Below are 14,126 nucleotides of genomic sequence, written 5' to 3'. Positions count from 1 at the left end.
CCCTGTGGGAGCGGGCTTGCCCGCGATGAGGCCATTGAACACACAGAAAAAATCAGCCTTGGCTAAACATCTCCATCGCCCGCTGTTTGATCTGCTCCTCGGTCAGATCCTCCTTGCGCGAGGCGAGAAACCACAGATGCCCATACGGATCCTTCAACGTCCCGCTGCGATCCCCGTAAAACTGATCCTTGACCTCGGATACTGTCGTCGCCCCGGCCTCCAGCGCCCGTTGAAACGATTTGTCGACATCAGTCACATACAGATGCAAACCAACCGACACTGCTTGATCCGGATTGCTCAGTGGCCCCTGATCGCACGGCGAACCGAGCATGATCGCGCTGTCGCCAATGCGCAGTTCGGCGTGGCCGATGCCGCCGTCAGGCATGGCCAGACGCATGACCTCGGTGGCGCCGAAGGCTGTTTTATAGAAGTCGATGGCCTCGGCGGCTTTGTGGATGCCGAGATACGGGGTAATGCTGTGATACCCCTCGGGAATGGGTTTGACGCTCATGACGTTCTCCCTGAATTGTTGTTCTATGGGACAGGACTCCACCGAATTTGTGGAAGATTCACTATAGAACCGTCCTCGCCGTGCAGACTTTTGCCCGACGAGCAGTCAATCCTTTGGAAAGTGCGGGCCAGGCCCTTGTTCGCCGAGTACATCGCCCTGATTGCGCAGCGGACAGGCCTCCATCGACAAACAGCCACATCCGATGCAGCCATTGAGCCGATCGCGCAGCAGCGTCAGTTGCTCGATCCGCGCGTCCAGTTCCTGTCGCCATTGCTGTGAGAGGATTTTCCAGTCTGCCGCGCTGGGCGCACGATCCTCCGGGAGGATTTTCAATGCCTCGCCAATTTCCGCCAGCGGAATCCCCAGCCGCTGCGCGACTTTGATCAACGCTACGCGGCGCAGTACTTCGCGCGGATAGCGCCGCTGATTGCCGGCATTGCGCTGGCTCTTGATCAGGCCTTTGGATTCATAAAAGTGCAGGGCGGTGACGGCCACGCCACTGCGCGCTGCGACTTCACCAACCGTTAACTGTTTGTGCACATTTTCTTTGCTGATCATTTGAAGACAGCTCTTGACCTTGACTTAACTAGAGGTTTTACCCTGCAGGTCTTCGAGTCGCAAGGCTCGTCTTACGCTGAGTGGGGGCATTCCATGAACAACCGCAGTTTTACCCAATTGATCGAATTCGAAATCGAACCACGCCAACAACCCGCCTTGGTCACTGCACTATCAATGCAAACCGAGCGCCTGGCGCAACGTTATGCCGGTTTTGTCAGCGCCAGTGTGCAGGCCAGCGATGACGGCCGGCGCGTGCTGAGTTTCCTCCAATGGCAGTCCCGCGAGGCGGGTGAAGCGGCATTTCGCAGCTTCGAAAGCGGCGAGCAGGACTTCTGGCAACTGATTCACGCCCACCAGGCGAAAACCATCAACTTCAATTCGTTCCAGGTGCTAAGCAGCATCGCCCGCAGTCACGACGATGCGCTGCACTGTCACCTGGTCGGCTAGATCGACAACTGGATCAGGCGTTCGCCCTGCAGATTTTCCGTGAGCCGCCGCTTGTTTACCGCCAGTTCGCCGATCTTGATCAGTCGCGTGCGGGTGACGTTGCGGCTCAGACCGAGCAACGCGGCGGTGTGCACCTGGTTGTAATGGCAGAAGCGATACGCCGCGCGCAGCAAAGCGTCTTCGACTTTTTCGTGCAGCGCGCCGGCCTGTTGCGCGAAGAGTTTTTGAAAGGCCTGTTCCAGTAAGGCCTCCGGTGAATCATCGGCACTGCTGTGATGATCGTCCGGGCGTTCGATGCGCAGGTTCGACAGACGCAAATCATCGCGTTCGATCACGCCGTTGCGGCAGATCAGCAAGGTGTGATGGATGACGTTCTCCAGCTCGCGAATATTGCCCGGCCAACTGTAAGCGCGCAGTTTGTGTTCGGCGCCGGGGCTGATGCTGACCCGCCCGTAACCGAGGCGTTGGCTATAGGCCTCGATGAAATGGCGGGTCAGCGGCAGTATGTCGCCAGGACGCTCACGCAACGGGCTCAATTCCAGATTGACCACGTTGAGGCGGTAATACAGATCCTCGCGGAAATGGCCGGCATTGATGGCCTTCTCCAGCTGCACGTTGGTCGCTGCCAGCACCCGCACATCGATGGGAATGCTTTTGCGCGAGCCCAGCCGCACCACTTCGCGCTCCTGCAACACCCGCAGCAACTTCACCTGAATCGCCATCGGCAGATCGCCGATCTCATCGAGAAACAAGGTGCCGCCGTCCGCTTCCTCGAACCATCCGGCCTTGGCGCTCAGCGCACCGGTGAACGCGCCTTTTTCATGACCGAACAATTCCGCTTCCACCAGCGACTCGGAAAACGCCCCGCAATTGACCGCGATAAACGGCCGATGACGGCGGTTGCTGAGGTTATGAATATGCCGCGCTACCAGCTCTTTGCCGGTGCCGGTCTCACCGATGATCAGCACACTGGCTTCACTCGGCGCGACCTGTTGCAAATGCGCGAGCAGGGCCTGGGATTTCGGGTCTTCGAACACCTGCGCGGTGGCGCGGATCGACGTGGCGAGCGCGGGGGAGGGCGGTAGGGTCAGCAGTTGCATGGGCTCGTCCTTCTTTTTAGTTCAAATGCAGGCAAGTCAGGAATAGAAAGTCGGCACCGGCAGCGACTGGTTCAGCGCCCAGTCGCCCAGCTCATGGAGTTTGTAGTCCAGCGGGTCGTGCAGGGTTTGCGTGCGCAGATTGCGCCAGTGACGATCGAGGCGCAGGGAAGCATGGGTGGAACGCGCGCCGGTCACTTCGAACAGACGGCTGCAAATCTCCAGGCCCTGACGGCTGGCGGCAACTTTCGCGGTGGCAATCGCTGTCGCGACTTGGCCGCGCTCCTCGGCACTGAGATTCGCACCCTTGGCCCAGGCTTCATCGAGCAATGCGGCCGCGCGTTCGACCAGCAGACGAATGCCTTCCAGCGCCACCCAGAACTCGCCGTAATGCGCGAGCACGTACGGATCTTCGCGCACATCGCGCGCCGAGGATTTGTGCCAGAGCCGGGTTTCATTGAGGGTGTATTGCCGCGCGTCTTCAAAGGCGCCTTCGGCAATCCCGAGAAACATATGCGTGAAAGTCAGTTGCGCGATCAATGGCCGCAGGCAGGCGAACGGCGTGCTCAGCGGGCCGGGATCGAGGAGCAATTCCGACTCTTCGACCCGCACCCGTTCAAAGGTCGCGCTGCCGCTGTCGGTCTGGCGCTGGCCGATGTTGTTCCAGTCGTTGTGCAGGGTGATACCACTGCGGCCGCTGGGAATCGCCGCGATCAGTAATTTGCCGCCAGCGCTCTCATCGACGGCCGAGGCGATCAGCATTTGTGAGTCGCTGGCGCCGGAACAGAAGCTTTTCTTCCCGGAAAATTCGCGCCAGCCGCCGAGATCCTTGACCACGGTCCGAGTGTCGAGCGGGTTGAGCGCATTGCCCCAGAACCAGTTCTGCCGCGCGGTCTGTTCGAACCACGGCTGCCATTGTTCCGGCCGGGAAAACAGGCGCACGGTGGCGAGCATCAAATGATGAAAACCGAAAACGTGGGCGATCGAGCTGTCGATCTTGGCGAATTCGCGAACGACCTGCAGGGTTTCGCTCCAACTCGCGCCGAGGCCGCCGTAGCGGGTGGGAATGCTCAGGGCCAGCAGGCCGCTGTCGCGCAGGGCATCGCGCTCGACTTTTGGCGTGCCACCACGTTCGTCACGTTCGACGGCGGTCAGGGCAAACTCGGCAGCCAGTTGGCGGGCGGTCTGCAATGGGGATAACAAGGTACTTTGCGGTTTGGCGGTCACACCAACACTCCTGAATTCAAACTGCCCTTGTAGGAGCTGCCGCAGGCTGCGATCTTTTGATCTGGTTTTTAGAAATCAAAGTCAAAAGATCGCAGCCTGCAGTAGCTCCTACAGGGGATTTGTTTACGCCGAGGCTTTTGTGGGCAACACATCATTGGCAATCATTTCGCCAAACGGCCCGGTCAGATTGGTCACGCCACGCCCGGCCAGACTGGCGTAAGGCTCGGGCAACAGCGGGAACACCAGCTCGGCAAAGCGGTAAGCCTCTTCCAGATGCGGATAACCGGAGAAGATGAAACTCTCGATGCCCAGATCCGCGTATTCCTTGATCCGCGCCGCCACTTGCTGCGGATCGCCGACCAGCGCCGTACCGGCACCGCCACGCACCAGACCGACACCGGCCCACAGGTTGGGGGCAATTTCGAGGTTGTCGCGACGACCATCGTGCAAAGCCGCCATGCGTCGCTGGCCTTCGGAGTCGAACCGGGAAAAGGATTTCTGTGCCGCCTCAATAGTCTCGTCGCTGATGTGTTCGATCAGTTTGTCCGCCGCTTTCCACGCCTCTTCGGCGGTCTCGCGCACGATCACGTGCAAGCGGATGCCGAACTTCACTTTGCGCCCATGCCGCGCCGCTCGTTCGCGCACGTCGGCGAGTTTTTCCGCAACCGCGGCCGGCGGTTCGCCCCAGGTCAGATAGACATCGACCTGTTCGGCGGCCAGATCATGCGCGGCATCGGATGAGCCGCCGAAGTACAGCGGCGGATAGGGTTTCTGCACGGGCGGATAGAGGGCTTTGGCGTTCTGCACCTTCAGGTGTTTGCCGTCGAAATCCACCGCCTCGCCCTGCAACACGCGGCGCCAGATTTTCAGGAATTCATCGGTAACTTCATAGCGCTCGGCGTGACTGAGAAAACTGCCGTCGCCACGGTTTTCGTCCGGATCGCCGCCGGTCACGACGTTGATCAGCAAGCGGCCGTTGGATAACCGGTCAAGCGTCGCAGCCATGCGCGCCGACACCGTCGGCGAGATGATTCCCGGACGGATCGCCACCAGATAACGCAGACGTTCGGTCAGCGGCACCAGCGCCGAGGCGATCACCCAGGAGTCTTCGCAGGAGCGTCCGGTGGGGATCAGCACGCCGTGGTAGCCGAGGCTGTCAGCCGCCTGCGCCACTTGTTTCAGATAATTGAGGGTGACCGGGCGCGCACCTTGGGTAGTGCCCAGATAGTGGCCGTCACCGTGGGTCGGCAGGAACCAGAAAACATCCATGAACGGCTCCTCAGGCGATTTTCAGCAAAGGTTTGATTTGGGTGGCGAACAGCGGCGCGGCGCGTTCGGCCGCCAGGCGGATGCGCGCCTTCAGCAGCTCGCTGGTGATCTGGTAATCGGCGAAGTCGGCTTCGGTGGCGTACACGCCGATCGGCAAGGTCATGGCCTGGAAGAAGCTCAACAGCGGCCGCAACTGGTGATCGAGCACCAGCGCATGGCGTTCGCTGCCGCCGGTAGCGGCGAGCAGCACCGGGGTGTCGATCAAGGCGTTGAGGTCGATCAGGTCGAACAGATGCTTGAGCAAGCCCGGATAAGAACCGCGATAAACCGGCGCGGCAACGATCAGCAGATCGGCCTGTTCAATGGCCTGCAACTCGGCTTCAACCTCGGCACTGAGCTCCTGACGCGACAGCGCGCCACCGAGCGGGCGAGCGATATCACCGAGTTCGATCAAATGGCTTTCGATGGTCAGATGCCCGGCCAGTTCGGCGAGCAAGGCTTGGGTCAGCACCAAAGTACGGGACGGACGCCAGGTGCCGCCGGAGAGGGCGACGACTTTCAGGGGACGCGACATGATCAGTTCCTTTTTTCAACAGTTGCTCAGCGAGCAGTGAGTGAGTCACCGGGTCAGAGCAAGCGCTGTACCAATTCCTGGAAGCCCCGGTTTACAAGGCGTTGAGCGTTAGCGCGGCGGTCGCGCCTGTGAGTAGCAGGGTGCTTTGTTGAATCAGTGTTGGCTGAGCAACAGTTGCTGGAGCAACAGTGCTCAGCGCATGCAGGGAGTTATAGAGGCAGTTTGTTATTCCGTAAAAGAACGTTAATTGATATTTATAGATCGTTAAGAGATATGTGCCAGCACGTGTCGATTTCCTGATAGCCACTATTGAGAGCGTTGATTTCTGCGCAAGCGTGCCCGGGCGTAGCCTTTGTCCATCGACCCCCCATTGCTCGCCAGGACGCTCCCATGAATCGTTTACTCACCGTTTCCCTGTTGCTCGCTGTCTCCGTACTCGCCGGTTGTGCTGGGCATGTATCACCGGAACTGCGCCCTTACACCGATGAAGAATCCCGTGAATTGGCGATGGAAGCACTGAATCGCAGCGGCTTGTCCTTCGACGAATACCACGCAAAAAAAGCGCAATTGCTCGGTCAGACTCAGTTCGACAAGAAAGCTGAAATGAGCGCCGAACGTGCCGTACAGCTGCACGGTCGTCCTAGCTGAAAACAAACTGTACTGGTGGAAGTTTTCCCCAACTGTCCGTGGGCTTGCCGAGCGGCGTGGGATAGGGTCTACACCTGAATGACCCTGATGGATTGCCTGCCATGAACCTCTCGCTTGACCTGCTGTTGGGCTTTGCCCTGTTTGCCCTAGTCACCTCTATTACGCCGGGGCCGAACAACACCATGTTGCTGGCATCGGGAGTGAATTTCGGCTTCAACCGCACCATCCCGCACATGCTCGGGATCACTTGCGGCTTCTTCGTTCTGGTCGTGGCCGTGGGCTTTGGCCTCGGTGCGGTGTTTCAGACCTACCCGATTCTCTACACGGTTCTGCGCTATGTCGGCGCGGCCTATCTGCTGTATCTGGCTTGGAAAATTGCTCACTCGGGACCGGTCGGCGACAGCGCCGAAGGCGAGGCGAAGCCGATCAGCTACCTCGGCGCGGCCGCGTTTCAGTGGGTCAATCCCAAGGCGTGGATCATGGCCATCGGGGCCATCAGCACCTACACGCCGATGCAGGGCTATTTCACCAATGTCGTGGTGATTGCTGCAGTGTTCGCCATCATCAACCTGCCGAGCGTCGGCGTCTGGGCCGCCTGCGGTACTTTGTTGCGCAATGTGCTGAAGGATCCGCGCTGGTTGCGCGTGTTCAACTGGGGCATGGCCGCATTGCTGGTGATTTCGCTGTACCCGTTACTTCTCGAAAGCTTTAGCTGACGCATTGCTTCAACCGCAGGCCGGATGCCTGTTAAGCTCGGCCTCAGGAGCGTTCCTACGCACTTTTAAATGAAGTTGTTCTTCTTTAACGGCATCCGATCAGGTATTGATGACGCTCTCGAACCGACGCGCAGCTCACAAGGCTGCGCCGTGCCGTTTGCAGACACGAGCCTCCTGATCCCGGAACACGCTCTGCGAGTCTTTTATGAACACACGTCCGTTGTATTTCGATTACGCCGCCACCACCCCGGTTGACGAGCGGGTCATCCAGGTGATGATCGAGTGTCTGGGGTTTCACGGTAACTTTGGCAACCCGGCTTCCAGCTCCCACGCGTTCGGCCAGCAAGCCCGACACACGGTCGAGCAGGCCCGCCGACAGGTCGCCGAACTGGTCGGCGCCAAGGCTGAGCAGATCGTCTGGACCTCCGGTGCCACCGAGTCCAATAATCTCGCCCTCAAAGGCGTGGCGCAGGCCCGCGGTGTCCCCGGCGGCCACATCATTACCAGTCAGATCGAACACAAAGCCATTCTCGATACCGCCCGCCAATTGCAGGACGCCGGCGTCGCCGTAACCTATCTGGTGCCGGATGCCGATGGCCTGATCACCCCGCAAGCGGTCAGTGAAGCTATGCGCGACGACACCTTTCTGGTGTCGCTGATGCTGGTCAACAACGAGTTGGGTACCGTCAATGATGTTCAAGCGATTGGCGAAGTGGTGCGTAGTCGCGAGGCATTGTTCCACGTCGATGCGGCGCAGGGCGCCGGCAAAGTGGCAATCGATCTGGGGCAATGGCCGGTGGATCTGATGTCCTTCTCCGCACACAAACTCTACGGCCCCAAAGGCATCGGCGCATTGTATGTCGGCCCACGGGCGCAGCAGCGGTTACAGGCGCAGATTCACGGCGGCGGACATGAAGGTGGCTTGCGCTCCGGGACGTTGGCGACGCACCAGATTGCCGGCATGGGCGCAGCGTTCGCGCTGGCCGCCGAGACGTTCGATGACGAGAAAAAAACTATCGTCGTGTTGCGTGAACGCTTGCTCGAACAACTGCTCAGCCTGCCGGGCGTACGTCTCAATGGTTGCGCCACTCAACGCATTCCGCACACCTTGAGCCTGACCTTCAGCGAAGGTGAATTCAACAGTGCGGCGTTGAGTCATTCGATTGCCTTTTCCGCGACCTCGGCCTGCAACTCGGCCAGTAACACGCCATCCCACGTGTTGTTGGCGCTGGGGCATGACGCGCACCTGGCCGGTCGCACCATTCGGCTGAGCCTCGGTCGTTTCACCACCGCCGAGGATATCGACAAGGCTTGTGCATTGATCAAGACCGCCTGCGCCAGTGCTCCGGCATTCTGGGCGACCGGGCTTTAAACGAGCCGATCTCTCGGCTACGAACAATAACGATGAAGTGATTAGCAGGAGACATGATGAGTACCCAGACCTCGACCGAAGGATCGGTGCCCCAGCGCCTGGCGCAGACCCGTGAACTGATGCGCCGTGAAGGCATTCATGCGTTGTTGGTGCCGTCCGCCGACCCGCACTTGTCGGAATACCTGCCGGGTTACTGGCAGGGCCGGCAGTGGTTGTCGGGCTTCCATGGTTCGGTCGGGACGTTGATTGTCACCGTTGATTTCGCCGGTGTCTGGGCCGACAGCCGTTATTGGGAGCAAGCGACCAAGGAACTCAAGGGCAGCGGCATCGAACTGGTCAAACTGCAACCGGGTCAGCCGAGTCCGCTGGACTGGCTGGCCGAGCAAACACCGGAAGGTGGTGTGGTCGCGGTTGACGGTGCGGTGATGGCCGTGGCGTCGGCGCGTACCCTGAGCAGCAAGCTTGAAGCACGCGGTGCGCGCCTGCGTACCGATATCGATCTGCTGCAGGAAGTCTGGAGTGATCGCCCGAGCCTGCCGAATGCACCGATCTATCAGCATCTGCCACCGCAGGCGACGGTCAGCCGTGGCGAGAAACTCGCCAAACTGCGCGAAACTTTGCGGGAGCGCGGGGCCGACTGGCATTTCATCGCCACCCTCGACGACATTGCCTGGCTGTTCAACCTGCGCGGCGGCGATGTGTCGTTCAACCCGGTGTTTGTTTCGTTTGCTTTGATCGATCAGCAGCAGGCGACGTTGTTCGTGGCGCTGAGCAAAGTTGATGGCGAATTGCGCGCTGTGCTGGAACAGGATGGCGTAACGCTGCGTGATTACAGCGAAGTCGCTGATGCCCTGCGTGCCGTACCGAGTGGCGCGAGCCTGCTGGTCGATCCGGCACGAGTGACCAGCGGTTTACTGGATAATCTCGACAGCGCAGTGAAACTGGTCGAAGGCTTGAATCCGACCACGCTGGCCAAGTCGCAGAAAAGTGAAGCCGATGCTCAACACATCCGCCAAGCCATGGAGCAGGACGGTGCGGCGCTGTGCGAATTCTTTACCTGGCTGGAATCTGCTTGGGGCCGCGAACGCATTACCGAACTGACCATCGATGAGAAGCTCACCGCTGCTCGCGAGCGTCGTCCGGATTATGTCTCGCTGAGTTTCAACACCATTGCTGCGTTTAACGCCAATGGCGCGATGCCGCATTACCACGCGACCGAAGAAGAACACGCGGTGATCGAGGGTGACGGCTTGCTGCTGATCGACTCGGGTGGACAGTACCTGGGCGGCACCACGGACATCACGCGGATGGTGCCGGTCGGTACGCCGAGCGAAGAGCAGAAGCGCGATTGCACGCGCGTGCTCAAGGGCGTGATCGCGCTGTCGCGCGCGCAGTTCCCGAAAGGCATTCTCTCGCCGCTGCTGGACGCCATCGCCCGTGCGCCGATCTGGGCCGACAGCGTGGATTACGGCCACGGCACTGGTCACGGCGTTGGCTACTTCCTTAACGTCCATGAAGGACCACAGGTGATTGCCTATCAGGCCGCGCCTGCGCCGCAGACGGCCATGCAGCCGGGGATGATCACGTCGATCGAGCCGGGTACGTATCGTCCGGGCCGTTGGGGCGTGCGTATCGAGAATCTGGCGATGAACCGTGAGGCGGGTAGCAGCGAATTCGGTGAATTCCTCAAGTTTGAAACCTTGACGCTGTGCCCGATCGATACGCGATGCCTGCTGCCGGCGCTGCTGACTGAGGAAGAGAAGCAATGGTTCAACAGCTACCACACAGAAGTGCGTGAGCGCCTGAGTCCGTTGCTTGAGGGGGCTGCGCTGGAGTGGTTGAACACCCGTACTGCTGCGATCTGATCGGCTGAATTCAGGCGCTGTGTCCAGCGCCTGAATGATCGCTTAGCCTTGGCGCAAGGCTTCCTCAACGAAGTCGAGCCGATCCTGGCCGAAGAACAGCTGATTACCGATGAACATGCTCGGTGCGCCGAACACGCCGCGTTTAACCGCCGTTTCGGTGTTCTCCTTAAGCGCTGCTTTGACAGATTCATCGTTGCTCAGCGCCAGAACTTCCTGTGGGTCGAAACCGTGTTCGCTCAGTACAGCGGCGACAGTCGCGGGCTCGTCAAGGCTGCGTCCTTCAACCCATAGCGCCGTGAACAGACAATCGATAAACGCCTCAAAGCGTTCTGGCTGACGTAATTGGATACCCGTGACCGCACGCATCAGCATCAGTGTGTTGATCGGGAAATGCGGATTAAATCTCAGCGGTACCCCGTAGCGTTTCGCGTAGCGATCCAGATCCTGAAACATATACCGACCCTTCGCCGGAATCATTGCCGGTGACGCGTTGCCGGTTGCCTTGAATACGCCACCGAGCAGCATCGGGATGTAAATCAGCTCACTGTTCGTCTCGGCACAAATCTTCGGCAATTGGGTGTAGGCCAGATAGGTGGCAGGGCTGCCAAGGTCGAAATAGAACTCCACGGTTTTAGTCATTTTCGCGTCTCTGTCGTTATTGTTATGGCGGGGCCTTACCAGCGTTCGTTCCAGGGGCGCAGATCCAGCTCGAACGTCCAGGCATCCCGTGGCTGACTGTGCAGATACCAGTAGTTCTCGGCGATGTGCTCGGGATTGAGGATGCCATCCTGATCTTTGGTGGCGTACTTCTCGGGGAAACTGTTGCGAATGAAATCGGTGTCGATCGCACCATCGACCACCACATGGGCGACGTGGATGTTCATCGGCCCGAGTTCCCGCGCCATGCTTTGCGCCAGTGCGCGGATGCCGTGCTTAGCGCCGGCGAATGCGGCGAATCCGGAAGCGCCACGCAGCCCAGCGGTGGCACCGGTGAAGAGAATCGTGCCGCGATTGCGCGTGACCATGCGTTTGGCCACTTCACGGGCATTGAGGAAGCCTGAGAAACAGGCCATTTCCCAAATCTTGAAATACTTGCGTGCGGTTTCTTCAAGAATGCTGCACGGCACATTGGCGCCGATATTGAATACAAAAGCTTCGATCGGACCGAGGCGAGTCTCGATGTCTTCAATCAGAGCGATTACGTCTTCTTCTTTGCGCGCATCGCAGGCAAAACCGTGGGCTTCACCGCCTTCAGCCTTGATCGCGTCCACCAGCGGCTGCAATTTGTCGGCGCTGCGTCGGGTGACGCAGGCGATGAATCCTTCTTTGGCAAAACGCTTGGCAATCGCCCCTCCCGTGGCATCGCCGGCGCCAACCACTAATACGACCTTCTTGTTATTCATGGATAGATGCCTTTATTAAACGATCGTTAAGTGAACGAACGTTATGCTAGGATCCAGACCACGTCAAGGCAGTCGATTCGAGGGCAAACACATGCGTTACTCCGCCAGTCACAAGTTGGAAACTCGGGAAAAGCTATTGCAGAGCAGCTCGCTGTCAGCAAAGCGTTCGGGGTTTTCCACGGTAGGCGTCGACGGCTTGATGAAGGCTATCGGATTGAGTGGCGCGGCGTTCTATAGTCACTTTTCGTCGAAAGATGCGTTGTTCACCGCCATCGTCGAGCGAGAGTTGGGGCAAAGCCTTGAGCGACTGGGGGGCGAGGGCGCGCAGGATCGTGAGCGACTGGAGCGCTGTCTCAAGCACTATCTGAGCATGGCTCACGTAGAACAACCTGAAGCCGGTTGCGCGTTGCCGGCGCTGGGCGCGGAAATTGCCCGATCGGATATCCAAGTACGGGAGCAAGCCGAGTTATGGATTCGTCGGCTGCAAGAGCGCTGGGCACAGATACTTGAGAGTGAGACCCTGGCGTGGTCGGTGCTGTCGCAATGCGTCGGGGCCTTGGTGGTGGCGCGCATGTTGGCCACGCCGGACCTTCAGCAAGCGGTGCTGAAGTCCAGCCATAAAGAAATTGGCCGGCAGATTGCCGCGCAGCGCTGATCTATTTACAGATGACAATCATGCTGCGACTGGTGTAACCCGCAGGATTGAGACCGAACGGGTAATCGCCGGGTTCTTCCACGGTGTCACCGGATTTGGCGATGACCTTATAGCCTTTCGGCAAGCAAGCATTGGCGGCGCTGGCGTAGCATTTGTCCCAGGAGGACGATAGCCCTGAGCAGTTGATGTGCAGCCCTTTTTTTCCGCGTTTTACCTTGGTTTCCGAAGTCGCCGCACAACCCGCAATAGCCAGTATGGCGATCAGTATCAAAATTCGTTTCATTACCGTCCTTATAGCGGCCACGAGTCTAATGCCCGGGTTTGCCTGTGTTCGCCTGCGCTCTAAGCGTTTTGAAATCCCTGTCCGAAAAAATCCATGTCTGGCATTGGGTGACGGGTCTAAACATGGCCTAAATACGCACCAATTGCCAGACCTTCGTCAAAACCTCTTTCAGTCAGCCGCTATTGCAGGCTTCGCGGCGCTACCCATGGTCATGGTTGCGCCGACAGACGCCAGAATAATGCATAGGATCGCCATCCATTGTGACAGTGTGAGGAATTCGTGCAGAAACAGCAGGCCCGATAAGGCTCCGAAAGCCGGTTCGATACTCATCAGTGTGCCGAATGTACGTGCCGGCATGCGGGTAAGTGCGACCATCTCCAGTGTGTAGGGCAGGGCGGTGGATAGAATGGCTACGCCAATGGCAATGGGAATCAGGGAGGGGGTCAAAAGCGCTGAACCAGCATGCACGATGCCAATAGGGGCCACGAACAATGCCGCGATCATTACGCCTAATGCAGCGGTCGTCACACCGTTATCGGCACCTGCCTTCTGGCCGAACAGGATATAGAGCGCCCAACAGATACCTGCTCCCAATGCATACCCAGCGCCGACCAGATCGATTCCGGCGCTGGTGGCACCTGTTGGAATCAGCAACATCAATCCCGCGGCGGCGAGAGCGATCCAGAGAAAGTCGATAGCACGACGGGAGGCATAGATGGCTACGGCCAGCGGCCCGGTGAACTCGAGGGCAACGGCAATCCCCAGCGGTACAGTGCGCAATGACATATAGAAGAGGAAATTCATTCCGCCTAGAGCCATGCCGTAAACGATGACCGTGCGTAGCGACTTGGCGGTCAGCCTGGCTCGCCAGGGACGCAGTATCAACAGCATGATTACACTGGCAAAGATCAGCCGCAGCGTAGTGGTTCCCTGAGCGCCAACGATGGGGAACATGCTTTTGGCAAGTGAGGCGCCGGACTGGATTGATGCCATGGCTATTAATAGCAGGCCAACCGGGAACAGCATTGAGGCAAGAGAGCGTGGCTGGTCATTCATTGCGCGGCATCGTCCAAGGTAAAAAAGCAGGGTTTTATTTTGATAGTGGGCAATATACTGCGCATTCGTTGCGATTACGTCTATATAGAGGCCGTCTTTTCCGCCAATCGATAGAAAAGTGAAATTAACGGTTGACGGCAGATTCAGGATGTCTATAATTCGCCCCACTTCCGGCGCAGTCGAAACGGAAAACTCCTTGAGATTCAATGAGTTATGTAGGTTTTGGCGGCAGGTTGCTTCAGTTCATCGAAGCCAAAAGGAAGTTGAAAAAGAGGTGTTGACAGCAGCGTGTAACGCTGTAGAATTCGCCTCCCGCTGACGAGAGATCGGAAGCGCAAGTGGTTGAAGTTGTTGAAGAATTCTTCGAAAACTTCTGAAAATAATCACTTGACAGCAAATGAGGCTGCTGTAGAATGCGCGCCTCGGTTGAGACGAAAGATCTTAA

The 14,126-nt window shown here is 58.6% G+C and carries 16 protein-coding genes; 6 read left to right on the top strand and 10 right to left on the bottom strand.

Annotation, left to right across the window (positions count from 1 at the left end):
• Nucleotides 1-52 precede the first annotated feature (52 nt).
• Together CKW14_RS08135 and soxR are read right to left on the bottom strand one after the other, a co-directional pair.
• Nucleotides 53-511: a VOC family protein gene (locus CKW14_RS08135; RefSeq protein WP_095048404.1), complete on the bottom strand. Its 459-nt coding sequence runs from the start codon at nt 509-511 to the stop codon at nt 53-55.
• A gap of 105 nt (nt 512-616) precedes the next feature.
• Nucleotides 617-1,069, bottom strand: coding sequence for a redox-sensitive transcriptional activator SoxR (soxR, locus tag CKW14_RS08130; protein WP_007917730.1), 453 nt, complete (start codon nt 1,067-1,069; stop codon nt 617-619).
• A 93-nt stretch (nt 1,070-1,162) separates the two neighbouring features.
• On the opposite strand from soxR, the gene CKW14_RS08125 reads away from it, so the two are divergent.
• Entirely contained in the window at nt 1,163-1,516 is a 354-nt protein-coding gene (locus CKW14_RS08125) for an antibiotic biosynthesis monooxygenase (protein WP_095048403.1), read from the top strand.
• Here the strand turns inward: CKW14_RS08125 and CKW14_RS08120 are convergent.
• The 4 genes from CKW14_RS08120 to msuE form a co-directional block, all read right to left on the bottom strand.
• Nucleotides 1,513-2,616, bottom strand: a complete 1,104-nt coding sequence (locus CKW14_RS08120; RefSeq protein WP_007917735.1) for a sigma-54-dependent Fis family transcriptional regulator — start codon at nt 2,614-2,616, stop codon at nt 1,513-1,515. The two genes, CKW14_RS08125 and CKW14_RS08120, sit on opposite strands and share 4 nt — an antisense overlap.
• Before the next feature lie 36 nt (nt 2,617-2,652).
• On the bottom strand, nt 2,653-3,840 hold the full coding sequence (locus CKW14_RS08115; RefSeq protein ID WP_095125118.1) for an acyl-CoA dehydrogenase family protein: 1,188 nt from the start codon (nt 3,838-3,840) through the stop codon (nt 2,653-2,655).
• 123 nt (nt 3,841-3,963) lie between these two features.
• The gene (gene ssuD, locus CKW14_RS08110; protein ID WP_007949711.1) at nt 3,964-5,109 is read right to left on the bottom strand and encodes an FMNH2-dependent alkanesulfonate monooxygenase; all 1,146 of its coding nucleotides are present in this window, start codon (nt 5,107-5,109) and stop codon (nt 3,964-3,966) included.
• Between the two features lie 10 nt (nt 5,110-5,119).
• The gene (msuE, locus tag CKW14_RS08105) at nt 5,120-5,683 is read right to left on the bottom strand and encodes an FMN reductase (RefSeq protein WP_095125117.1); all 564 of its coding nucleotides are present in this window, start codon (nt 5,681-5,683) and stop codon (nt 5,120-5,122) included.
• Nucleotides 5,684-6,073: 390 nt separating this feature from the next.
• Here msuE and CKW14_RS08100 point away from each other — a divergent pair, with 390 nt between their 5' ends.
• From CKW14_RS08100 to CKW14_RS08085, 4 genes are all read left to right on the top strand, one after another.
• Nucleotides 6,074-6,331, top strand: a complete 258-nt coding sequence (locus CKW14_RS08100; protein WP_007917547.1) for a hypothetical protein — start codon at nt 6,074-6,076, stop codon at nt 6,329-6,331.
• Between the two features lie 101 nt (nt 6,332-6,432).
• Nucleotides 6,433-7,047: a LysE family translocator gene (locus CKW14_RS08095; protein WP_034155169.1), complete on the top strand. Its 615-nt coding sequence runs from the start codon at nt 6,433-6,435 to the stop codon at nt 7,045-7,047.
• Nucleotides 7,048-7,252: 205 nt separating this feature from the next.
• Nucleotides 7,253-8,419, top strand: coding sequence for a cysteine desulfurase family protein (locus tag CKW14_RS08090; protein ID WP_095048400.1), 1,167 nt, complete (start codon nt 7,253-7,255; stop codon nt 8,417-8,419).
• 56 nt (nt 8,420-8,475) lie between these two features.
• Nucleotides 8,476-10,284 carry an aminopeptidase P family protein gene (locus CKW14_RS08085; protein WP_095048399.1) on the top strand — a complete coding sequence of 603 codons (1,809 nt, stop codon included), beginning with the start codon at nt 8,476-8,478 and terminating at the stop codon, nt 10,282-10,284.
• 42 nt (nt 10,285-10,326) lie between these two features.
• Here CKW14_RS08085 and CKW14_RS08080 read toward each other — a convergent pair whose 3' ends face one another.
• Together CKW14_RS08080 and CKW14_RS08075 are read right to left on the bottom strand one after the other, a co-directional pair.
• Nucleotides 10,327-10,923 (bottom strand): 2-hydroxychromene-2-carboxylate isomerase, encoded by a 597-nt coding sequence (locus tag CKW14_RS08080; protein WP_093434986.1) that lies wholly within the window; start codon nt 10,921-10,923, stop codon nt 10,327-10,329.
• Nucleotides 10,924-10,958: 35 nt separating this feature from the next.
• Nucleotides 10,959-11,687 carry an SDR family oxidoreductase gene (locus CKW14_RS08075; protein WP_095048398.1) on the bottom strand — a complete coding sequence of 243 codons (729 nt, stop codon included), beginning with the start codon at nt 11,685-11,687 and terminating at the stop codon, nt 10,959-10,961.
• A gap of 91 nt (nt 11,688-11,778) precedes the next feature.
• Between CKW14_RS08075 and CKW14_RS08070 the strand changes: the two genes are divergently transcribed.
• A complete protein-coding gene (locus CKW14_RS08070) occupies nt 11,779-12,342 on the top strand; it encodes a TetR/AcrR family transcriptional regulator (RefSeq protein WP_095125116.1) in 564 nt (187 codons plus the stop codon).
• Nucleotide 12,343: 1 nt separating this feature from the next.
• Here CKW14_RS08070 and CKW14_RS08065 read toward each other — a convergent pair whose 3' ends face one another.
• Together CKW14_RS08065 and rhtA are read right to left on the bottom strand one after the other, a co-directional pair.
• Entirely contained in the window at nt 12,344-12,625 is a 282-nt protein-coding gene (locus CKW14_RS08065) for a hypothetical protein (protein ID WP_093434980.1), read from the bottom strand.
• 168 nt (nt 12,626-12,793) lie between these two features.
• Entirely contained in the window at nt 12,794-13,681 is an 888-nt protein-coding gene (rhtA, locus tag CKW14_RS08060) for a threonine/homoserine exporter RhtA (protein WP_095048642.1), read from the bottom strand.
• Nucleotides 13,682-14,126 lie beyond the last annotated feature (445 nt).

This window comes from Pseudomonas sp. Irchel s3a12 (genome assembly GCF_900187485.1).
Classification (GTDB): domain Bacteria; phylum Pseudomonadota; class Gammaproteobacteria; order Pseudomonadales; family Pseudomonadaceae; genus Aquipseudomonas; species Aquipseudomonas neuropathica.
Note: the sequence above shows the minus strand (reverse complement) of the source record. Positions and strands in the feature narration are given on the sequence as shown.

Bases quoted from the DNA above. Each gene is read 5' to 3' on its own strand.
- CKW14_RS08120 (WP_007917735.1), bottom strand. From the start codon at position 2,616: ATGCAACTGCTGACCCTACCGCCCTCCCCCGCGCTCGCCACGTCGATC.
- CKW14_RS08080 (WP_093434986.1), bottom strand. From the start codon at position 10,923: ATGACTAAAACCGTGGAGTTCTATTTCGACCTTGGCAGCCCTGCCACC.
- CKW14_RS08135 (WP_095048404.1), bottom strand. From the start codon at position 511: ATGAGCGTCAAACCCATTCCCGAGGGGTATCACAGCATTACCCCGTAT.
- CKW14_RS08090 (WP_095048400.1), top strand. From the start codon at position 7,253: ATGAACACACGTCCGTTGTATTTCGATTACGCCGCCACCACCCCGGTT.
- ssuD (WP_007949711.1), bottom strand. From the start codon at position 5,109: ATGGATGTTTTCTGGTTCCTGCCGACCCACGGTGACGGCCACTATCTG.
- CKW14_RS08125 (WP_095048403.1), top strand. From the start codon at position 1,163: ATGAACAACCGCAGTTTTACCCAATTGATCGAATTCGAAATCGAACCA.
- soxR (WP_007917730.1), bottom strand. From the start codon at position 1,069: ATGATCAGCAAAGAAAATGTGCACAAACAGTTAACGGTTGGTGAAGTC.
- CKW14_RS08095 (WP_034155169.1), top strand. From the start codon at position 6,433: ATGAACCTCTCGCTTGACCTGCTGTTGGGCTTTGCCCTGTTTGCCCTA.
- CKW14_RS08065 (WP_093434980.1), bottom strand. From the start codon at position 12,625: ATGAAACGAATTTTGATACTGATCGCCATACTGGCTATTGCGGGTTGT.
- msuE (WP_095125117.1), bottom strand. From the start codon at position 5,683: ATGTCGCGTCCCCTGAAAGTCGTCGCCCTCTCCGGCGGCACCTGGCGT.
- CKW14_RS08085 (WP_095048399.1), top strand. From the start codon at position 8,476: ATGAGTACCCAGACCTCGACCGAAGGATCGGTGCCCCAGCGCCTGGCG.
- CKW14_RS08100 (WP_007917547.1), top strand. From the start codon at position 6,074: ATGAATCGTTTACTCACCGTTTCCCTGTTGCTCGCTGTCTCCGTACTC.
- CKW14_RS08070 (WP_095125116.1), top strand. From the start codon at position 11,779: ATGCGTTACTCCGCCAGTCACAAGTTGGAAACTCGGGAAAAGCTATTG.
- CKW14_RS08075 (WP_095048398.1), bottom strand. From the start codon at position 11,687: ATGAATAACAAGAAGGTCGTATTAGTGGTTGGCGCCGGCGATGCCACG.
- rhtA (WP_095048642.1), bottom strand. From the start codon at position 13,681: ATGAATGACCAGCCACGCTCTCTTGCCTCAATGCTGTTCCCGGTTGGC.